Below are 22220 nucleotides of genomic sequence, written 5' to 3' on the forward strand. Positions count from 1 at the left end.
GTTTAATCCAATAAAGCGATACATTTTTTAAGCGAATGGATAAATATATCTACATCTTCAAAGGTATTGTAAAAGGTTAAACTAGCTCTAACTGTTCCATTAACGCCTAAATGTGCCATTAAAGGTTGTGTACAATGGTGTCCGCTCCTTACTGCAACCCCATATCCGTCAAGTAAAGTTGCCAAATCGTAAGGATGTTCATTATTAAAGTTAAAACAGAGCGTACCAATATTGTCAGATAGGTTACTATATATTGTAATACCCTCAATCATTACCAATTTTTTTGCTGCATAATTAAATAATTTTTGCTCGTAGCGCTGAATTTTACCGTGGTCTAATTCATTTAAATAGTCTAATGCAGCACTAAAGCCTAAAACGCCGGAAATATTCGGTGTGCCGGTTTCAAATTTTGCAGGTGCTGGGCGATAAGTACTGTGGGTTAAATATACTTTATCGATCATTTCACCGCCTGATTGATATATATCTAAGGCGTTTAATTCCTCATATCGACCATAAAGTACACCTAAGCCTGTTGGACCAAGCATTTTATGGCTTGAGCAGACATAAAAATCACAGTTTAATTTCCGTAAATCAGGCTTTAAATGCAGTGCACCTTGCGCACCATCGACTAAAACAAGTGAATTTACCTCTTTTGCTACTCTAATCAATGGCGATAAGTCAGTGATATTACCAAGTGTGTTAGATACTTGTGTAATAGCTAATAAGGCAGGTTCTGTTTCTTTTATAAATTCACAGCATTCTTGTGTGTTTAGCGTGCCGTTTTTATTAAGCGGCAGCGATACTAATTTAGCACCTGTTTGTTGACTCACTATTTGCCAAGGCACTATGTTTGCATGATGCTCAAGTGGAGATATCATTATGGTATGACTTTTATCTAAACGCTTTTTTAAGCCGTTAGCGACCAAGTTTATTGCCTCTGTAGCGCCTTTTGTCCAAACAATCTCGTGGCTGAACACATTAAAATACTGAGCCATTTTATCTCGTGCTTGCTCGTATAAATTAGTAGCCTGTTCGCTGAGCGAGTGACGGCCACGGTGTACATTTGCGTTTTGAGAAGTGTAAAACTCAGTAATTGCATTAATAACTGATTGAGGCTTTTGCGAGGTTGCAGCTGAGTCTAAATAAACAAGCGGGTAGCCGTTTATAGTTTGATTTAAGGTAGGGAAGTCACTTCGAATTTTATTTATGTCAAACTCTAAAACAGTCATTAGCTTCATCAATGTAGTCATTTTAAGGCGAGAATTGTAGACACTTTTTTATTATTCTCAAGTAACAAATAATAAAAAAGGCCGCAAAGCGGCCTTTTAAAATATTCAAACAATACTAAAGCGGATTAGCGCTTATCAGTTGATACGTAGTCACGTGCAGTGTAACCAGTATAAAGCTGACGAGGGCGGCTTATCTTATGACCAGGTTGAGATAACATCTCGTCCCAGTGAGTGATCCAACCAACAGTACGTGCCATTGCAAAAATAACAGTGAACATGCTTGTTGGAATACCAATCGCTTTTAAGATAATACCTGAGTAGAAATCTACGTTAGGGTAAAGTTTCTTCTCTACGAAGTACGGGTCTTCTAGCGCGATTTTCTCAAGTTTCATTGCAATATCAAGCAATGGATCTTGGATATTAAGCTCAGCTAAAACTTCATGACACGTTTGACGCATTACTGTAGCGCGTGGGTCAAAGTTTTTGTAAACACGGTGGCCAAAGCCCATAAGGCGGAACGGGTCAGCTTTATCTTTAGCTTTTGCTACATATTCATCGATACGGTCAACAGAACCGATTTCTTCTAACATGTTTAAGCATGCTTCATTAGCGCCGCCGTGAGCAGGGCCCCAAAGAGAAGCAATACCAGCAGCAATACAAGCGTATGGGTTAGCACCAGATGAACCTGCAAGACGTACTGTAGACGTTGATGCATTTTGTTCATGGTCAGCATGAAGCATGAATATTTTATCCATTGCTTTAGCTGTTATAGGGTTAACTTTATATTCTTCAGCAGGTACAGAGAACATCATATGTAAGAAGTTTTCTGCATAACTTAAATCATTACGTGGGTATACAAACGGTTGGCCGATGTTTGTTTTATAAGCCATTGCAGCAATAGTTGGTAACTTAGCAACTAGCTTAACTGCGCTTGTTTTACGTTGTTCTGCATCAGTAATATCAAGATCTTCATGATAAAAAGATGATAACGCACCCACTACACCACAAAGCATTGCCATTGGGTGAGCGTCAAAGCGGAAACCTTGGAAAAAGTTAGCAATCTTCTCGTCAAGCATAGTGCTTGTAGTGATTTCATTCTTAAAAACTTCGTATTGTTCTTTAGAAGGTAATTCACCATTTAACAGTAAATAACATAACTCAATGTAGTTTGAGTCGTCAGCTAATTGTTCGATTGGGTAACCGCGGTGAAGTAAAATGCCTTTACCACCATCAATGTAGGTGATTGCAGATTCACAAGAACCAGTCGACATGAAACCTGGGTCATAAGTAAAGTGACCATGTGAACCGAGCGTTCGTACGTCGATTACATCTTGGCCAGCAGTGCCTTGATAAATTGGAAGTTCGATTGGATCTAGTCCATCAATTTGGACTGTGGCTTTTTTATCTGCCATCGTTATGTATCTCCTATTAAGATATCTATTCTGATTTTTAGATTTTTAAAGTTCTGAAATCTGTTTTAAGCACATCTTTGCATTTTAACGTGAAAGAGGGGTGTAAAGTCAATTTTTATAAACATTATGCATATATGTATAATAAATATTCTGTATTAATTAAATATAATACCATTGGCTAATTCGCAAACATCTATAAATAAACAAGAATTGTAAAAAGCCCTGTGGGTATATATACTAACAGTGGTTTTAAACCGCATTGTATTTGGGTAAACATTTTTTTACAGCTTAACTTTTGCTTAAATGTGAACTTTAACTGTTTTAATACGTTTACTTTGATAGTTCCACCAGTAATATTTGGTGGGTTTTTAGAAAAGCAAGTAGATGAGCTCCACTGCGAGCAAGATGGGCAAGTAACTGTGAAAAAGCAAAGACCTGTAAATCTAGATCTAACAACTATATCTATGCCGGCAACGGCTAAAGCGTCAATATTTCACCGCGTCACCGGTGTTGCATTATTTTTTGCTTTAACGTTTGTCATTTGGGCTTGGTCTGAGTCTCTCTCTTCAGCTGAAAGTTTTGAATTCGTCAAGGGTCTGTTTAACGGATTCATTGCCAAATTTATAGCTTGGGGCACTGTTTCTGTATTAGGTTATCATCTTATTGGTGGTATCCGTCATATGATTATGGATATGGGACATTGGGAAGAACTCGAATCAGGAAACCTCAGCGCTAAAGTTTCAATGGCTCTTGGTGTTGTGTTTGCCGTATTGGCAGGGGTGTGGATATGGTTTTAAATCAAGCAACTCTTAAACGTGATGGTGTACAAGATTTCGTATCTTTACGTACCACGGCATTAATAATCAGCGCTTATGCGATTTTTATTATCGGCTATTTTTTAGCGACGCCAGAAGTCACTTTCGAAGCCTGGACAGGCCTCTTCTCTAACCTAGCAATGAAAGGGTTTACATTAATTACCCTTGTGTGCGTTATGGTTCATACCCGCATTGGCCTTTGGCAAGTTCTTACAGACTATGTTAAGTGTGCGAAGTTACGTGCTGTTTTAGGTTTTATATTAAACCTAATGGCCGTTGCGTACGTAGCTATTGGTCTAATTGTATTATGGGGTGTTTAAGTGAAATATTCTGTTCGTGAATTTGACGCCGTAGTAATTGGTGCAGGTGGTGCAGGTATGCGCGCTGCTTTAGCAATTACTGAATCTGGCAAAACGTGTGCATTAATTTCTAAAGTATTTCCAACTCGCTCACACACTGTATCTGCACAAGGTGGTATTACAGTAGCGCTTGGTAATTCACACGAAGACAACTGGGAATGGCATATGTACGATACCGTTAAAGGTTCCGATTTTATCGGTGACCAAGACGCTATTGAATACATGTGTCAAACTGGCCCAGAAGCGATTACCGAATTAGAAAACATGGGTTTACCATTTTCTCGTTTTGAAAATGGCCGTGTTTACCAACGTCCTTTCGGTGGTCAATCGAAAAACTTTGGTGGTGAACAAGCCGCACGTACTGCAGCAGCTGCTGACCGTACTGGTCACGCGCTATTACACCTTCTATATCAACAAAACGTTAAAAACAAAACAAATGTATTCTCTGAATGGTATGCACTTGATTTAGTTAAAAACGATAATGGTGATGTGGTAGGGTGTACTGCAATTGAGATTGAGACAGGTGAAGTTACCTTCTTCAAATCTAAAGCTGTTGTATTAGCTACTGGTGGTGCAGGTCGTATATTCGCATCAACCACTAATGCTCACATTAACACTGGTGACGGTGTTGGTATGGCAACACGTGCTGGTATTTCTATGCAAGACATGGAAATGTGGCAGTTCCACCCAACGGGTATCGCAGGTGCTGGTACGCTAGTAACTGAAGGTTGTCGTGGTGAAGGCGGTTATCTTTTAAATAAAGATGGCGAACGCTTCATGGAACGTTACGCACCAAACGCAAAAGACTTAGCGTCTCGCGACGTTGTTGCACGTTCAATGATGACTGAAATCCGTGAAGGTCGTGGTTGTGATGGTCCTTGGGGTCCACATCTTAAGTTAAAACTTGACCACTTAGGTGAAGAAACACTTAACTTACGTCTTCCTGGCGTATGTGACCTTGCTAAAACATTTGCTCACGTTGACCCTGCAAAAGAGCCAATTCCAGTAATTCCAACGTGTCATTATATGATGGGTGGTGTTCCTACTAATGTAAATGGACAAGCGCTACAAATCGATGCTCAAGGCAACGAAACAGTAGTTCAAGGTTTATTTGCAGTAGGTGAGATTGCATGTGTATCTGTACACGGTGCAAACCGCTTAGGTGGTAACTCATTACTTGATTTAGTTGTGTTTGGTCGTGCTGCGGGTAACTTCTTAGGTAAGTACCTAAATGACGTTGAAATATCTAAAGCTGCTTCAGAATCAGACTTAGAAGCGTCTCTTGCACGTTACAATCGTTGGGAAAATTCAACGGCTGGCCAAGGTGAAGATCCAGTTCAAATCAAAAAAGACCTACAACAATGTATGCAGCTTAACTTCTCGGTATTCCGTGAAGGTGACTCAATGGCTGCAGGTCTTCAAGAACTTAAAGAAATTCGTGAACGCCTGCAACATGCTCGTCTTGATGATAAATCATCAGACTTCAATACGCAGCGTATCGAATGTCTTGAACTAGATAACTTAATGGAAACAGCTTACTCAACTGCAGTAGCTGCAAACTTCCGTACAGAAAGCCGTGGCGCACATTCTCGCTTTGACTACCCAGATCGTGATGACGAAAACTGGTTATGTCACTCAGTATTCAATCCTGTAACGGATGAAATGAGCAAGCGTGATGTAAACTATGCGCCTAAAACGCGTGAAGCTTTCCCACCTAAAGCACGTGTTTACTAGGAGATAGACGATGGCACAAGTACAATTTTCAGTTTATCGTTATAATCCAGATGTTGACAACGCTCCTCGTATGCAAGAATACACCTTGCAAACAGAGGAAGGTCACGACATGATGGTGTTGGATGCACTCATTCTTTTAAAAGAACAAGATCCTACATTATCTTTCCGTCGTTCATGCCGTGAAGGTGTGTGTGGATCTGATGGTGTTAACATGAATGGTAAAAATGGTTTAGCATGTATTACTCCCTTATCTACGCTACAAAAAAATGGCAAAGGTAAAATCGTAGTACGTCCATTACCAGGTTTACCTGTGGTTCGTGACCTTGTTATTGACATGAGTCAGTTCTACACTCAATACGAAAAAGTAAAACCTTATTTAATTAATGATCAGCCTGCTGCAGGCGAACGCCTTCAAACCATCGAAGAGCGTGATAAATTAGATGGGCTTTATGAGTGTATTTTGTGTGCATGTTGTTCGACATCGTGTCCTTCGTTCTGGTGGAATCCAGACAAGTTCATTGGTCCAGCAGGGCTTCTTCACGCTTACCGTTTCTTGGCTGATAGCCGAGATACAGCAACTGAAGAACGTTTAGCGGATTTAGACGATGCGTTCAGTGTGTTCCGTTGCCACAGTATCATGAACTGTGTTAGCGTTTGCCCTAAGGGTCTTAACCCGACTAAAGCAATTGGGCAAATCAAATCTATGTTATTAAACCGAGCGGTTTGATTACTTAGTAAACGTAAGATGGCTAATACAGATTATTAGCCATCTTGTTATGATAACTATTAATTTCTGCGCTAAAGAAAAGGGCTTATAAATGCACGAAGGTGTGATGAAGGCATGGCTAGAATCTTCACATTTAAACGGCGGTAACGTTGCTTATGTAGAAGAGCTTTATGAAGCGTATTTAGACGATGCGACTTCTGTGCCAGAAGAATGGCGAGAAGTGTTCGAACAATTACCTAAAGTTGATGGTGTGGATGTTGAAGTAAAACATTCAGAAGTTCGAGCGCAGTTTGCACAGCTTGCCAAAAACAAGCATAGAGAAGTAGTGGTAGCAGAGGGTAGTGGCGGTGACCTTAAACAGGTTAAAGTTCTACAACTTATTAATGCTTTCCGTTTTCGTGGACACCAAAATGCAAACCTAGATCCATTAGGTATTTGGCAACGAGAACGTGTACGAGATTTAGAGCTAGATTACCACGACTTATCAGCAGCTGATTTTGACCGCGAATTTAATGTAGGATCGTTTGCCGTTGGCCGCGATACTATGCCTTTAGGTGAACTATACCAAGCACTAAAAACTACATATTGTGGTTCGATTGGCGCTGAGTATATGCACATCACATCGACAGAAGAAAAACGTTGGTTACAACAGCGTTTAGAATCTGTTCAGTCTAGGCCTAAATTCGAAAAAGAAGAAAAGCTGCGCATCCTAAAAGGATTAACGGCAGCTGATGGTCTTGAAAAATATTTAGGGGCTAAGTTCCCAGGTGCCAAGCGTTTCTCACTTGAAGGTGGCGATGCATTAGTTCCAATGTTAAAAGAGCTTATTCACCGCGCTGGTGAAAGCGGCCAACAAGAAGCTGTTATAGGTATGGCTCACCGTGGTCGTTTAAATGTGCTTGTGAACGTACTAGGTAAAAATCCATCAGAGTTGTTTGATGAGTTTGCTGGTAAACACAAAGAAACATTAAGTTCTGGTGATGTTAAATACCACATGGGTTATTCATCTGACTTTGCTACTAAAGGTGGCAATGTTCATATGGCGCTTGCGTTTAACCCGTCTCATCTTGAAATTGTAAATCCAGTAGTTATGGGCTCAGTTCGTGCTCGTTTAGATCGCTTAGGTGATAGCTCTGGTATTAAAGCGCTACCAATCACAATTCATGGTGATTCTGCGGTTACAGGTCAAGGTGTTGTACAAGAAACATTTAATTTATCACAAACTAACGCGTTTAGTTGTGGTGGTAGTATTCGTATTGTTGTAAATAACCAAGTTGGTTTTACTACATCAAAACAAGACGACGTTCGCTCTACTGATTACTGTACTGATATTGCTAAAATGGTTCAGTCACCTATCTTCCACGTTAATTCTGATGACCCTGAAGCAGTTGCATTTGTTACTCAACTTGCACTTGATTTCAGAAACCAGTTTAAGCGTGACGTAGTAATCGATTTAGTGTGTTACCGTCGCCATGGTCACAACGAAGCTGATGAGCCTAATGCTACGCAGCCTTTAATGTACCAAAAAATTAAAAAGCATCCAGTTCCACGTTTAATCTATGCCGATCAACTTATTGCTGAAGGTTCTTTTTCTGAACAAGAAATAAAAGCCTTAGCCGATGAGTATCGTAACGCATTAGATGAAGGAAATTGTGTTGTTTCAGAAATTCAGCCAGAGACATCACATTCTTCAGATTGGGCAAAGTATGTTGGCCATGAATGGGATGTTGATTACGATGCCAGCGTACCTGTTGAAGAGCTTAAGGCACTTGGTGAGAAAATTGCTTCTTATCCTGAGCAATATAAAGCACAGTCACGCGTTAAAAAGATTTACGATGATCGTAAGTTAATGGCTTCTGGTGAGAAGCCTCTTGATTGGGGTATGGCAGAAACACTTGCTTATGCAACAATTGCAACTGAAGGTACTGACATCCGTTTGACGGGTCAAGATTCAGGTCGTGGAACATTCTTTCATCGTCATGCTGTTGTTCACAGTCAATCAGATGGTGCTACTTATACACCTCTACAGCACTTAAGTGAAGATCAAGGTACTTTCCAAGTATTCGACTCTGTTTTATCTGAAGAAGCTGTCGTTGCTTTTGAATATGGTTATGCAACTGCTGAGCCTACGTCATTAGTACTTTGGGAAGCGCAATTTGGTGACTTTGCCAACGGTGCACAAGTTGTATTTGACCAATTTTTAAGTTCTGGTGAGCAAAAGTGGGGCCGTTTATGTGGTCTGACAATTTTGTTACCACATGGCTACGAAGGTCAAGGTCCAGAGCATAGTTCAGCACGCTTAGAGCGTTTTCTACAATTATGTGCTGATCACAACATGCAAGTCTGTGTTCCGTCTACTCCGGCACAAGTTTACGCTATGCTTCGTCGTCAATCAGTTCGACCACTTCGTCGTCCACTGATTGTTATGACGCCTAAGTCGTTACTGCGCCACCCTCTTGCTACTTCATCGCTTGAAGAGCTTTCGCACGGTGTTTTCCATAATATGATCGACGAAGTTGATGATATTAACCCTGAGAAAGTAGAACGTGTTGTATTTTGTAGTGGTAAAGTTTACTACGAGCTATTACAAGAGCGTCGCAAACTTGAACAAGATAATGTTGCTATTGTTCGTGTTGAGCAGTTATATCCGTTCCCACACGACGAAATGCAAACAATTATGGAGCGTTACCAACACGTAACTGATTTTGTATGGTGTCAAGAAGAGCCACAAAACCAAGGTGCATGGTACTGTTCACAACATCACTTTATTGATGCAATCCCACAAGGTGCTAAATTAAAATATGCAGGGCGTAAAGCGTCTGCATCACCAGCGTGTGGTTACATGTCAGTACATACTAAAGAACAACAAGCGCTCGTTGCCGACGCGCTTACTATAGAAAATAAAGGATAAGCAATGAGCACAGAAATTAAAGTTCCTGTTCTTCCTGAGTCGGTTGCAGATGCTACCGTTGCTACATGGCATGTAAGTGTTGGCGACAAAGTAACTCGCGATCAAAACTTAGTAGACATTGAAACAGATAAAGTGGTTTTAGAAGTTGTTGCACAGCATGACGGTGTAATTACAGAAATATCACAAGAAGAAGGTGCAACCGTACTTGGCGATCAAGTTATGGGTTTACTTGGTGATGCTGATGCAGCGCCAGCAAGTGAAGGTTCATCTAAAGAAGAATCAGCACCCGCTAAATCAGAAGACGCGCCAGCGGCGCAATCAGCACCAGCACCAGAAGGTAAAGAAGTGGACATTAAAGTACCTGTACTTCCAGAATCAGTTGCAGACGCAACAATTGCTACATGGCATGTACAACCAGGTGACGCAGTAACACGCGACCAAAACTTGGTAGATATTGAAACAGATAAAGTTGTTCTTGAAGTAGTAGCTCAAGAAGATGGCATCATGGGTGATATCATTCACAACGAAGGCGATACTGTACTAGGCGAGCAAGTAATTGGTTCGGTTAAAGCAGGCGGTGCACCAGCGGCTCCAGCTGCAAAAGCAGACGCAGCGCCAGCAGCAGATTCAAGCGAAAGCTCTGATGTGTTAACACCATCAGTTCGTCGTTTAATAGCTGAGAAAGGCCTAGACGCTTCTAAAATTAACGGCACGGGTAAAAATGGCCGTGTAACTAAAGAAGACGTTGATACATTCTTAAAAGCACCAGCACCAGCGGCTAAAAAAGCAGAAGCTTCAGCTCCTGCAGCACCGATGGGCGACCGCACTCAAAAACGTGTTCCTATGACTCGTTTACGTAAAACGATTGCTACACGCCTTCTTGAAGCTAAAAATTCAACTGCAATGTTAACAACATTCAACGAAGTGAACATGGAACCAATCATGAGCCTTCGTAAGCAGTACCAAGAAGTATTTGAAAAGCGCCATGGTATTCGTTTAGGTTTCATGTCTTTCTACGTGAAAGCGGTAACTGAAGCACTTAAACGCTTCCCTGATGTTAATGCATCAATTGATGGTGACGATATTGTTTACCATAACTATTTTGATATCAGCATTGCAGTATCTACTCCACGTGGACTAGTTACTCCGGTACTTAAAGATTGTGACAAACTATCTGTTGCTGAAATCGAAAAGGGTATTCGTGAATTAGCACTTAAAGGTCGTGATGGTAAGCTAACGCTTGCAGATATGACTGGCGGTAATTTCACTATCACTAATGGTGGCGTATTTGGTTCATTACTATCTACACCTATCATTAACTTGCCACAGTCTTCAATCTTGGGTATGCATAAAATTCAAGATCGTCCAATGGCTGTAAATGGTAAAGTTGAAATACTACCTATGATGTATTTAGCACTTTCTTATGATCATCGCATCATTGATGGTAAAGAATCTGTTGGTTTCTTAGTAACTATTAAAGAGTTACTTGAAGATCCAACACGCTTATTGCTAGATGTTTAATCTAGTTGTATGAAATGTAAGCTGTGAATGAACATTCACAGCTTTTTTTTTGCGCCTTTGGTCGTACTGGGGTTTTCATGTTAAGCCTTGGGATCTATACTAGGTGCGCAATTTGGGATAGTTGTTTATTTTCAAAAATATTCAGCTCTTTTAGTATAAAAAATTGGATAAAGCATCATGAATTTGCATGAGTATCAGGCAAAACAACTTTTTGCCGAATATGGTTTACCAGTTTCTCAAGGTTTCGCTTGCGATACACCTGAAGAAGCTGCAGCAGCTGCTGAAAAAATCGGCGGTGATATGTGGGTTGTTAAAACTCAGGTTCACGCAGGTGGACGTGGTAAAGCTGGCGGTGTAAAGCTAGTAAAAACTATCGACGAAGTAAAAGCGTTTGCAGCTAACTGGTTGGGTAAAAACCTAGTTACTTACCAAACAGACGAGAAAGGCCAGCCAGTAGCTAAAATTTTAGTTGAAAGCTGTACTGACATTGCTAACGAATTGTACCTAGGTGCAGTAGTTGACCGTGCATCTCGCAAAGTAGTTTTCATGGCGTCTACTGAAGGCGGCGTTGAAATTGAAACTGTTGCAGAAGAAACACCAGAGCTTATCCACAAAGCTGAAATCGACCCGTTAGTAGGTCCTCAAGCTTACCAAGCACGTGAACTAGGCTTCAAATTGGGTCTTAACCCAGTACAAATGAAGCAGTTTGTTAAGATCTTTATGGGTCTTGGTAAAATGTTTACTGATTTTGATTTCGCACTACTTGAAATCAACCCGTTAGTAATTACAGACGAAGGTAACCTTCACTGTCTTGACGGAAAAATTGGTATTGATGGTAATGCACTTTACCGTCAACCTAAAATCCGTGAGTTCCACGATCCATCTCAAGAAGATGCACGTGAAGCGCATGCAGCAAGCTTTGAGCTTAACTACGTAGCCCTAGATGGCAATGTTGGTTGTATGGTTAACGGTGCAGGCCTAGCAATGGGTACTATGGACATCGTAAACCTACATGGCGGCAAGCCGGCTAACTTCTTGGATGTTGGTGGCGGTGCTACTAAAGAACGTGTTTCTGAAGCATTCAAAATCATTCTTTCTGACGACAATGTTAAAGCTGTTTTAGTTAACATCTTTGGCGGTATCGTTCGTTGTGACATGATTGCTGAAGGCATCATTGGCGCAGTTAAAGAAGTTGGCGTAAACGTACCTGTAGTTGTACGTTTAGAAGGTACTAATGCTGAACTAGGTCGTGAAGTTCTAGCTAATTCTGACCTTAACATCATCGCTGCTGAATCACTAACAGACGCTGCTGAGAAAGTTGTTGCTGCTGCGGAGGGCAAATAATGTCTGTATTAATCAATAAAGATACAAAAGTTATCTGTCAAGGTTTCACTGGTGGCCAAGGTACTTTCCACTCTGAGCAAGCGCTTGAGTACGGTACACAAATGGTTGGTGGTGTAAGCCCTGGTAAAGGCGGTCAAACGCACCTTGGTCTTCCTGTATTCAACACAGTTCGTGATGCTGTTCAAGAAACTGGCGCAACTGCTTCAGTTATCTATGTACCAGCTCCTTTTTGTAAAGATGCAATTTTAGAAGCTATCGATGCTGGCATCGAGCTGATTGTTTGTATCACTGAAGGTATCCCTACACTTGATATGGTTGACGTTAAAGTTAAACTAGATCAAACAGGTACTCGCATGATCGGTCCTAACTGTCCAGGTGTTATTACTCCTGGTGAAACTAAGATTGGTATCATGCCTGGTCACATCCACAAACCTGGTAAAGTAGGTATTGTTTCTCGCTCTGGTACTTTAACGTACGAAGCGGTTAAGCAAACTACTGATGCTGGTTTTGGTCAGTCTACGTGTGTTGGTATTGGTGGTGATCCAATTCCAGGTACTAACTTTATCGACGTTTTAGAAATGTTCGAAAAAGATCCACAAACTGAAGCAATCGTAATGATTGGTGAAATTGGTGGTACTGCAGAAGAAGAAGCTGCAGAGTACATCAAAGCTAACGTAACTAAACCTGTAGTATCTTACATTGCTGGTGTTACTGCACCAGAAGGTAAGCGTATGGGTCACGCTGGCGCAATCATCGCAGGCGGTAAAGGTACTGCTGATGAGAAATTTGCTGCATTAGAAGCTGCGGGCGTAAAAACTGTACGTTCACTTGCTGAAATCGGTAAAGCACTTAAAGAGAAAACAGGCTGGTAATTGCTTGTTCCCTCTGAAAAGGCCCGCTTATGCGGGCCTTTTTGTTATTGGGTTAAATTTAGAATGGATAACTAATGTGCTGAAAGAAGCGCACAGACAAATCTTGTCGTTGTTTATTTATAGCAAGCTCTTCACATAAAGCGTGAACCGTTTTTTCTACTTGGTTCATGAAGCGCCCATACCCAATCTCATGCTTATCTTGGTTTGTCGCAACGACAACGAAATGGATGGTTTCTACTAGTTTAGTTTCATCATAAAAATATTTAATCTGACTTTCATTTGATTCAACATCAAAACTTAATTTCTGCAATTCTACATTGCCTTCATTTTTATCTATTTTACTGTTACGGATAATTGGTATTGCACCATTGGCAACCATTGCGCCATGCGTTAGTTTATTAATTTCACATGCGCGTTTAAAGCTATCAGCAAAGTAGTCATAAAACTTTTTAAAATCCTGATCGTTTACCATTGTTTGAAACTGTGTTTTGATTGCACGAGAAATTGGAATAGTAAAAGTCGTGTAAGTCATTTCAGCATAGTCACCCGGTATATTGCATTGCCTCGACTGATAACGAGGGTAGAGGCTTCTTAGCTTATAACCATAACTTTCTCTATTGCCTTTGTCTTTAGCAAACAAATCGTAAGTAAGATGCTGGTGATCACGAAGTTTAAATTGAGGTTGATTTAGAAATAATTGCTCTTGTAAAAGGGTCAATACTTTTTGTACTTTATTGTGAAACAAAGCTGAATTCGCACGTAAGTCCTCACCGGTGGCTAAAAAAAGTAAACGTATTTTTTTACTTTTCGTGTTTGGTGTGTAATAAAGTTTATGCGCTTCGTGATAGCGAGGATTATAAAAAAACAGCATCTGCTTATCCGTTTCTAACTGGTATGACTCATCATGAAATCGTACAACCGGTAGCTTATCGTTGGCAAGTAAATGTACATTATGAAGCTCATATTCATCACAACATGCAAATAGTTGACGCGCAATGCGCTCGTAGCAACAATCTATAGTGGTAAAACTACTGTAAAACGCTTCACTAGGTGTTATTTCAGCCAATAAATAGTGATTAGCGCGTGCGTTTGTTGGAATATATACGCGGTGTTGATTAAGTGTAGCCATCTTCGGATCCTTATAAAGTAGGTTATTCGATTACTATAATCGGTTTTGATGACTTAAATATTGCGTTAAAACAAATTTTATTCGTAAACAATGGAACCTGTGGATTAAAGTTAATCAATATCTAAAATAAACCTTAATCTATTGCTGTATGTTAGTGTATGTTTTTGTAATAATGCATTAGTTTTGTTATTACGTAATATTAGAGGATCACACTCCTATGGCGGAAATTGAGAATCGCCCAAGTAACTTTATTAGAACCCGAATTGATGAAGACTTAGCAAGCGGGAAACATGCTACAACGCATACACGTTTTCCACCTGAACCAAATGGTTTTTTACATATTGGTCATGCAAAATCAATTTGCTTAAATTTTGGTATCGCAAAAGACTACAACGGTTTATGTAACCTACGTTTTGACGATACAAACCCTGAAAAAGAAGACATTAACTACGTAAATTCTATTAAAGAGGATGTACAGTGGTTAGGTTTTAATTGGGATGGCGATATAAAGTATTCTTCTAACTATTTTGATACTTTATATGGTTACGCAGTTGAGCTAATAAATAAAGGCTTAGCGTACGTTTGTTTTTTAACTGCAGACGAAGCGCGACAGTACCGTGGTACATTAAAAGAGCCAGGTAAAAACAGTCCATATAGAGACACGTCAGTTGAAGAAAACCTAGCGTTATTTGAAAAAATGCGTGCTGGTGAATTCAAAGAGGGTGAATGTGTTCTGCGTGCTAAAATTGATATGGCAAGCTCATTTATGGTGCTTCGCGATCCAATTATTTACCGTGTGCGTTTTGCTCACCATCATCAAACAGCTGATAAGTGGTGCATTTACCCTATGTATGACTTCACGCACTGTATTTCTGATGCGCTTGAAGGTATTACACATTCGTTATGTACATTAGAGTTTCAAGATAACCGCCGTTTATACGACTGGGTACTTGATAACATCAGTTTAGAATGTCACCCGCAGCAAATTGAGTTCTCACGTTTAAATCTTGAATATACAATTATGTCTAAGCGTAAGCTTAGTGATTTAGTGGTTAATAACCATGTAGAAGGGTGGGACGACCCACGTATGCCTACAATTGCAGGTTTACGTCGTCGTGGCTATACACCAGGTTCAATTCGTGAATTTTGTTTGCGTATTGGTGTAACAAAACAAGAGAATATGGTCGAAATGGGCATGCTTGAAGCGTGTATCCGTGAAGACTTAAACGAAAATGCACCACGTGCAATGGCTGTACTCAATCCTGTTAAAATAGTTATTGAAAACTACGATGCAGACAAGGTTGAAATTTTATCTGTGGCTAATCACCCAAATAAAGAAGAAATGGGTCGTCGTGATGTACCGTTTACGCGTGAAATTTATATCGAACGTGAAGACTTCAAAGAAGAAGCAAATAACAAATTCAAACGTTTAGTACTTGATAAAGAAGTACGCTTACGTGGTGCTTATGTTATTAAAGCGCAGCGTGTTGAAAAAGACGAAAATGGCGAAATCACAACTATCTTCTGTACTTACGACAGCGAAACACTTGGTAAAAACCCAAGTGATGGACGTAAAGTAAAAGGCGTTATTCACTGGGTTTCAGCACCAGAGTCTATCACTGCAGAAGTGCGTTTATACGACCGTTTGTTTAGCGTACCAAACCCAGCAGCTGCTGATGAGTTCGAAACAACACTAAACCCAGAGTCATTGGTTGTTTTGCCAAACGCTAAATTAGAGCCATCGCTTGCTGATTCTCAAACAGAGCAGGGCTTTCAGTTTGAGCGTACGGGTTATTTCTCTCGTGATTCTAAATCAGAGAACGTTGTATTTAACCAAACAGTGGGTCTTCGTGATTCATGGTCTAAAACACAGTAGCTACGTTTAATAATGAGCCTGTATTTATACCGGCTCACTATATACTATCGTAATTTAGACACAAAAAAACCTGCAATTAGCAGGTTTTTTATTGCTTTAAAAAGCGCTATTAGCTGTTTGCGTCGCTAAACTCTTTACACGCTGCTTTATCATTACACTCACCGTATAAATACAAAGAATGATTTGTAAGGGTAATCCCATTTTCTTCAGCAATCTCAAGTTGACGACGTTCAATCATATCATCTTCAAACTCTACAACTTTACCACATTTCAGACATACTAAATGATCGTGGTGCGTGCTTCCTGAAAGTTCAAATACTGATTTTCCACCTTCAAAGTGATGACGGCTTACAATACCTGCATCATCAAATTGGTTAAGTACGCGGTATACAGTTGCAAGACCAATTTCTTCACCTAGATCCAAAAGAATTTTGTAAACATCTTCAGCACTGATGTGTTGGTTATCTGGAGATTGTAAAATCTCTAATATTTTTATACGCGGTAAAGTTACTTTTAAACCGGCTTTTTTAAGTTCCAAGTTATGATCAGTCATTAAATCTGTCTCAATTTTATTTGGTTATACTAGACATCTTGCAAAGATGTACACGACACATTAGCAATAAACAGGATAACGTGCCTAAGCGTTAAGTGCAAAGAACAATTGATTTATATTGCTATTAAAGCTTAAATCGCTAACTGTTTGATAGTTATTTAAACAGCTCGCGATATATGTAGAAAATTAGTCAGCTAATTCACTTAAACACATTTCTTCATACACTTGAGCCGACCATGCTTTAACACGTTGCTCAGTTAGCTCTGGTTGACGGTCTTCGTCGATACCCAGGCCTACAAAGTGCTTCTCATCAGCCATGCCTTTAGACGCTTCAAAGTCATAGCTTTCGCTTGGCCAATGGCCCACAACAATAGCGCCACGCTCAGTAACGATATCGTTGATCATGCCCATTGCATCTAAAAAGTACTCTGCGTAATCTTCTTGGTCTCCACAACCAAAAATAGCCACAAGCTTACCTTCGAAGTCCACTTCCTCAAGCTCAGGGAAAAAGTCATCCCAGTCACATTGCGCTTCGCCGTAGTACCAAGTCGGAATACCGAATAAGATTAAATCAAATTCAGCTATCTCTTCTTTAGAGCTTTTTGCAATATCATGAACAGCCACTAGCTTTTTACCCAATTCTTTTTGGATCATTTTTGCTACGTGTTCTGTGTTACCTGTGTCACTTCCGAAAAAAATGCCTACACTTGCCATGGATTTAAAACCTTTTATGTATCAATAGCCAATCTTTCTTGTAAAATCGTTTCAATCAGCGCACTGCGGCTAATATTTTGTGCATCTGCCATATCACTTAATGCTTGATATAACTGTGATGAAACTTTAAATTCAACACGTTTTAAACCACGTGCTTTATCTCTTTTTATTTGATTACGTTTATTTACCTTTAACTGCATATCCCGTGAAAGGGGATTGGTTTTAGGCCTGCCTGGGCGTTTTTCGTATTCAAATAAATCGAGTGTAGTTCTATCTGTTTCTGACTTCGCCATGCTTAACCTACACCTGCGCCTTGCCAAAATACTTGAATAAGCCCTTTAGCAATAAAGCCTGAACAACCTAAAAAGAGCACGCCCCAGACAATGTATTGTCCGAACTTTGGTACATTACCACTTTTTAGTACGTCTTTAATTGCCATGCCGATGAATATGAAAATACCGGCTAAGCCAAAATACAACCCTAGGGTATCAAATTCGTTAATTAACTGACTGACCATCAACGTATAACCTTTAAATTAAACGGCGCGTACTATAGCATATAAATATTGATATATTTAGTGCGCAGAATCAAAAACACGCGATTAAAATTACTTTAAATCGCAGTTAAAAAGTCATTTATCGCTTTATTAACAGCAAGGGGCTTTTGAGCATGAAGCCAATGACCTGCTCCATGAATAATTTTAGCCTTGGTGTTTTTAAAGCGTGTTGTAATTGCAGTACGATGTTCGGGCAAAATATAGTCAGAATCGTTGCCTTTAATGAAAAGAGTATCGCATAAACAAGAATTGTTTTCATTAACATTGGATGTGATTGTCGAATATTTTTCATTAAGCACATTTAAGTTAAATCGCCACGCAAAACGACCTTCTTCATTTTTAGCGAGGCTTTTAAGTAAAAATTGTCGAACTCCAAGCTCTTCGATAAAAGGCTGCATAATTGCATCAGCTTGTTTTCGATCGTCGATTGATTGTGCTGAAACTGCTTTTAATGCTTGCAGTATTTTTGTGTGGCGAGCGGGGTAACTAACAGGTGCAATATCAAGTACAACCAATTTATTTACCAGCTCAGGACGGGTAAGCGCTAATTCCATTGCCACTTTACCACCCATAGAGTGGCCAACTAAATGGGCCTTGTCTATGTTTAAACGGGCTAATAACTCAACAATATCTTGTGCCATTGCTGGGTAATTCATTTCATCGCTATGAGGTGACAGACCATGGTTACGCAAATCAACGTTTATAACATTAAAGTGTTCACTTAATGGCTTTGCAATAACATTTAAGTTTTCTAATGATCCAAAAAGCCCGTGGATCAAAATAACGTTAGGACCTTGCCCTTGTTGCTTGTAATTTAACTGCATACACGCCTCCTGAAAATTTGGCCATAGTTTGCCGAGCATTGCTCTAAAAAGCAAAAAATACAGCGACTATTTATTCAATTGGGCTTTTGTTTGTTAAATCAACAACAATCAAGTAAATATTAATATGTTTACGGGAGTGCTTGTTGTAACTCGCATTTCTGATTGGTTTGGGTATAATCACACGGGAGAAAGAAATGTGACCCGTAATGACAGGAATAACATGAAACAAATCGACATAGACGACGAATTATATCAATATATTGCAAGCAATACGCAAAGTATTGGTGAAAGTGCATCCACTATTTTACGTCGTTTATTAAATCTGAGCGGCGAAAAAATTCTAACCGCAAACGTAGAACTAACTCAAAACAATCAAACTGCGACTACGTCCACTGCCACATTAAAAAGCTCAGACCCAACGGCTGCTGAGACTACAAAAAAACAAACACCTGTAGCTCACGCACCTGTGCAGCAAAAAAGTGATAATATTTTTAATGTACTAAATAAAGAAGAGCTGGCAATGCAAAAGGGCGTTGTTGGACGTTTTTTGTTTATTTTAAGTGCATTTTACCGTACACATAAAACTGACTTTTCGGCTGTATTAGATATAAAAGGCCGCGACCGTGTTTACTTTGCTACCAGCAAAGAAGACTTAGTTAATAGCGGCAGTAGCATGAATCCTAAAAACATAACTGATAGTGAATATTGGGTTATGACGAATTCTAATACAACGCGTAAAAAAATGATGCTTCATGAAGTGGCTCTTTGCCTTGGTTACAGTGCAGAGCAAGCTGAAAAAATTCGCGATTACCTGTAAGGAAATATAATGGCTATTCACTCAGGCGCAGGTAAAACTGCTCCACAATCGGCACTGGTTAATGTTCCAAAATTAGTATCTGCCTATTATTTAAATGAACCAGATCTTGAGCAGAACCCTGAGCATTGCGTTGCTTTTGGTACATCAGGCCACCGTGGGTGTTCTTACGATGTTAAATTTAACGAATCACACATTTTGGCGATTACTCAAGCTATTTGTGATTACAGAAAACAAAATGATATTTTTGGTCCGTTATTTTTAGGTAAAGATACGCACGCATTGAGTGAGGCTGCATTTAATTCAGCTATTGAAGTTTTAGTTGCTAACGAAGTGCAAGTGATAACGCAAGAAAACGGTGACTTTACACCAACACCTGTAATCAGTCATGCCATCGTAAGTCATAACAAGCTACACCCAAATGAGCTTGCAGACGGGATTGTAGTTACCCCGTCGCATAACCCTCCTGAAGATGGTGGCTTTAAGTACAACCCACCTAATGGCGGACCTGCTGATACCGACGTCACTAAATGGATCGAAGACAGAGCTAATCAACTTTTATTAGAAGATTTAGTTGAAGTTGAGTTATTCCCATTCGCCAAAGCTTCACGTTCAGGTTTTATCCGCTACGAAGATTTAATGACTCCTTATATTGGTGATTTAGCAAATATCGTTAATTTAAAAGCAATTAGCGATGCAGGTATCAAAATTGGTATCGATCCACTTGGTGGTTCGGGTATTAATTTTTGGCCTGTTATTGCTAAAAAATATAATTTAGATTTAACCGTTGTTAATGATGTTGTTGACCCACGTTTTGCTTTTATGCCACTTGATAAAGATGGCAAAATTCGTATGGATTGTTCATCACCTTATTCAATGGCGAATCTTATTGCATTAAAAGATGATTTTGATGTGTCTATTGGTAACGACCCTGACTACGATCGCCACGGTATTGTAACGCCAGATGGTTTAATGAATCCAAACCACTTTTTAGCAGTGGCAATCGATTACTTACTTAAACACCGTGATTGGAATGAAACCGTAGAAATTGGTAAAACATTGGTTTCTAGCTCTATGATTGACAAAGTAGCTGCTCGTAACAGCCGTAAAGTTAAAGAAGTACCCGTAGGCTTTAAATGGTTTGTTGAAGGCTTAAGTAAAGGCAAACTTGCGTTTGGTGGCGAAGAAAGCGCCGGTGCGGCATTCTTACGTTTTGATGGCTCTGTATGGTGTACAGATAAAGACGGCTTCATAATGGGGCTACTCGCTGCAGAAATACTTGCTGTGACAGGTAAAACGCCATCAGCGTTTTATAAAGAATTAGAACAAGAGTTTGGTTCTCCAATTTATAAACGCCTAGATGCACCTGCTACAAGCGGTCAAAAATCACGTTTAAAAGCATTGAGTGCTTCTGATGTTAAAGCAGATACACTTGCTGGCGAGCCTATTTTGCAAAAATTGACTCATGCACCAGGTAACGATGCGGCAATTGGTGGTTTAAAAGTGGTCACTGAAAATGGCTGGTTTGCAGCGCGTCCATCGGGTACTGAAGATATTTATAAAATATACCTTGAATCATTTAAAGGTGAAGCGCATTTAGCGTTACTTGAAAAAGAAGCTAAAAAGCTTGTAGATTCAGTTATAAGCTAACTTAATCTAATAATTTTAAAACGGCTGATTTATTCAGCCGTTTTCGTTTCTATACCTTGTGTATTTATAAAAATATATGCATAAGAGTCTACTCTCACATTATTTTTAAAGGGCTTATTATATGTCAGCCAATCCATCTTACTTAAATGAATTAAAACAAACTGGCGATTTTTTAACGCTTAGTCGTGACAACGAATGGCATTTAGATGCAGGTGAGTTTGTTTTAGATAATGGGACTCGTGTAAATATCCACGATACCGGAGTCATTGAGTTTCAACCTGCTGTTACAACGTCAAAGGATGTAGTTTATTCAAGCGCTGTACACGGTAACGAAACTGCGCCAATTGAAATTTGTGATGAGCTCATTAAACAAATTATAAAAGGCGAGCTGATACTTAAGCAGCGCGCTTTGTTTATTTACGGTAATCCACAATCAATTAATATTGGCCTGCGTTTTGTAGAAGAAAACTTAAATAGATTATTTAATGGTCACCATACAGTTGAAGGTGTACCAATGAATAATGAGCGAAACCGCGCTGCAAAGCTTGAGCAATACGTAAGCGATTTTTATGCCCGTGGCGAGCAAGGCAGTAGCCGATGTCATTACGATCTACATACTGCTATTCGTGGATCAAAGAATGAAAAGTTTGCCGTGTATCCATATTTACACGGAAAACCGTGGAAAAAATCACAGCTACAATTTTTATTGAGTTGTGGTGTAAATACCGTGCTTATGATGAAATCTCCTGCAACCACATTTAGCTATTATTCGTCATTTATACGCGGTGCTGATTCTTTTACGGTAGAGCTGGGTCAAGTTAAGCCATTTGGCCAAAATGATATGGCCCGCTTTGAAAAAACAAAGCAAACCTTAACTGCATTAATTAGTCAAAATAAAGTTAAATATCCTGAATTTAATGCAAACGATTTTGAATTATTTGCAGTGCACCGCACAATTAATAGAACGCAGCACGATTTTAGTTTTCCTTTTTCTGACGATGCTGAGAACTTTACTGGCTTTGCGAAAGGTGAACTACTTGCAACCGACGGTGATACAGCGATTTACGCTGACGTTGAAGGGGAGGCTATTATTTTTCCAAATGCGAGCGTAGCATTAGGGCAAAGAGCACTCCTTACTGTTATTCCAATGGATATTGATAGTAATTTTATCTAATTTGAC

The 22220-nt window shown here is 39.7% G+C and carries 20 protein-coding genes; 12 read left to right on the forward strand and 8 right to left on the reverse strand.

The annotated features are described in order from the left end of the window. Window positions 1-2 precede the first annotated feature (2 nt). Window positions 3-1229, reverse strand: coding sequence for an aminotransferase class V-fold PLP-dependent enzyme (locus NRL14_RS13755; RefSeq protein ID WP_306724896.1), 1227 nt, complete (start codon window positions 1227-1229; stop codon window positions 3-5). A 125-nt stretch (window positions 1230-1354) separates the two neighbouring features. Further along, window positions 1355-2641 (reverse strand): citrate synthase, encoded by a 1287-nt coding sequence (locus tag NRL14_RS13760; protein WP_007375747.1) that lies wholly within the window; start codon window positions 2639-2641, stop codon window positions 1355-1357. A 419-nt stretch (window positions 2642-3060) separates the two neighbouring features. On the opposite strand from NRL14_RS13760, the gene sdhC reads away from it, so the two are divergent. From sdhC to sucD, 8 genes are all read left to right on the forward strand, one after another. Continuing rightward, entirely contained in the window at window positions 3061-3438 is a 378-nt protein-coding gene (gene sdhC / locus NRL14_RS13765; RefSeq protein WP_076914908.1) for a succinate dehydrogenase, cytochrome b556 subunit, read from the forward strand. After that, complete coding sequence (gene sdhD, locus NRL14_RS13770; RefSeq protein ID WP_007375749.1) at window positions 3429-3776, forward strand: succinate dehydrogenase, hydrophobic membrane anchor protein; 348 nt, start codon at window positions 3429-3431, stop codon at window positions 3774-3776. Before sdhC ends, sdhD begins: the two co-directional genes overlap by 10 nt. Next, complete coding sequence (sdhA, locus tag NRL14_RS13775) at window positions 3777-5549, forward strand: succinate dehydrogenase flavoprotein subunit (protein ID WP_007375750.1); 1773 nt, start codon at window positions 3777-3779, stop codon at window positions 5547-5549. Between the two features lie 10 nt (window positions 5550-5559). Beyond that, a complete protein-coding gene (locus NRL14_RS13780) occupies window positions 5560-6276 on the forward strand; it encodes a succinate dehydrogenase iron-sulfur subunit (protein ID WP_007375751.1) in 717 nt (238 codons plus the stop codon). Window positions 6277-6367: 91 nt separating this feature from the next. Then, window positions 6368-9187, forward strand: coding sequence for a 2-oxoglutarate dehydrogenase E1 component (gene sucA, locus NRL14_RS13785; protein ID WP_149605432.1), 2820 nt, complete (start codon window positions 6368-6370; stop codon window positions 9185-9187). A gap of 3 nt (window positions 9188-9190) precedes the next feature. Beyond that, complete coding sequence (gene odhB, locus NRL14_RS13790; protein WP_007375753.1) at window positions 9191-10708, forward strand: 2-oxoglutarate dehydrogenase complex dihydrolipoyllysine-residue succinyltransferase; 1518 nt, start codon at window positions 9191-9193, stop codon at window positions 10706-10708. A gap of 177 nt (window positions 10709-10885) precedes the next feature. Beyond that, on the forward strand, window positions 10886-12052 hold the full coding sequence (gene sucC / locus NRL14_RS13795) for an ADP-forming succinate--CoA ligase subunit beta (RefSeq protein WP_306724897.1): 1167 nt from the start codon (window positions 10886-10888) through the stop codon (window positions 12050-12052). After that, window positions 12052-12924 (forward strand): succinate--CoA ligase subunit alpha, encoded by an 873-nt coding sequence (gene sucD / locus NRL14_RS13800; RefSeq protein WP_002961811.1) that lies wholly within the window; start codon window positions 12052-12054, stop codon window positions 12922-12924. Before sucC ends, sucD begins: the two co-directional genes overlap by 1 nt. A 58-nt stretch (window positions 12925-12982) precedes the next feature. Here the strand turns inward: sucD and NRL14_RS13805 are convergent, their stop codons facing one another. Beyond that, the gene (locus tag NRL14_RS13805; RefSeq protein WP_149614220.1) at window positions 12983-14053 is read right to left on the reverse strand and encodes a DUF3083 family protein; all 1071 of its coding nucleotides are present in this window, start codon (window positions 14051-14053) and stop codon (window positions 12983-12985) included. A 217-nt stretch (window positions 14054-14270) separates the two neighbouring features. Here NRL14_RS13805 and glnS point away from each other — a divergent pair, with 217 nt between their 5' ends. Further along, entirely contained in the window at window positions 14271-15929 is a 1659-nt protein-coding gene (gene glnS, locus NRL14_RS13810) for a glutamine--tRNA ligase (RefSeq protein ID WP_306724898.1), read from the forward strand. Between the two features lie 109 nt (window positions 15930-16038). On the opposite strand, the gene fur is transcribed toward glnS, so the two are convergent. The 5 genes from fur to NRL14_RS13835 all read right to left on the reverse strand — a co-directional run bounded on the left by fur (window position 16039) and on the right by NRL14_RS13835 (window position 18576). Then, window positions 16039-16482: a ferric iron uptake transcriptional regulator gene (gene fur, locus NRL14_RS13815; RefSeq protein WP_002962922.1), complete on the reverse strand. Its 444-nt coding sequence runs from the start codon at window positions 16480-16482 to the stop codon at window positions 16039-16041. 186 nt (window positions 16483-16668) lie between these two features. Further along, entirely contained in the window at window positions 16669-17196 is a 528-nt protein-coding gene (gene fldA / locus NRL14_RS13820; protein WP_007375757.1) for a flavodoxin FldA, read from the reverse strand. A gap of 14 nt (window positions 17197-17210) precedes the next feature. Further along, window positions 17211-17489 carry a LexA regulated protein gene (gene ybfE, locus NRL14_RS13825; protein WP_002962928.1) on the reverse strand — a complete coding sequence of 93 codons (279 nt, stop codon included), beginning with the start codon at window positions 17487-17489 and terminating at the stop codon, window positions 17211-17213. 2 nt (window positions 17490-17491) lie between these two features. Next, on the reverse strand, window positions 17492-17713 hold the full coding sequence (locus NRL14_RS13830) for a DUF2788 domain-containing protein (protein WP_002962930.1): 222 nt from the start codon (window positions 17711-17713) through the stop codon (window positions 17492-17494). A gap of 95 nt (window positions 17714-17808) precedes the next feature. After that, complete coding sequence (locus NRL14_RS13835; protein WP_306724899.1) at window positions 17809-18576, reverse strand: alpha/beta fold hydrolase; 768 nt, start codon at window positions 18574-18576, stop codon at window positions 17809-17811. A gap of 220 nt (window positions 18577-18796) precedes the next feature. Between NRL14_RS13835 and seqA the strand changes: the two genes are divergently transcribed. From seqA to astE, 3 genes are all read left to right on the forward strand, one after another. Next, window positions 18797-19393, forward strand: coding sequence for a replication initiation negative regulator SeqA (seqA, locus tag NRL14_RS13840; RefSeq protein WP_007375759.1), 597 nt, complete (start codon window positions 18797-18799; stop codon window positions 19391-19393). A 9-nt stretch (window positions 19394-19402) separates the two neighbouring features. After that, entirely contained in the window at window positions 19403-21040 is a 1638-nt protein-coding gene (gene pgm / locus NRL14_RS13845; RefSeq protein ID WP_306724900.1) for a phosphoglucomutase (alpha-D-glucose-1,6-bisphosphate-dependent), read from the forward strand. Between the two features lie 121 nt (window positions 21041-21161). After that, window positions 21162-22214, forward strand: a complete 1053-nt coding sequence (gene astE, locus NRL14_RS13850) for a succinylglutamate desuccinylase (RefSeq protein ID WP_306724901.1) — start codon at window positions 21162-21164, stop codon at window positions 22212-22214. Window positions 22215-22220 lie beyond the last annotated feature (6 nt).

The sequence above is a fragment of the Pseudoalteromonas sp. 20-92 genome, from assembly GCF_030847595.1.
GTDB classification, from domain to species: domain Bacteria; phylum Pseudomonadota; class Gammaproteobacteria; order Enterobacterales; family Alteromonadaceae; genus Pseudoalteromonas; species Pseudoalteromonas fuliginea.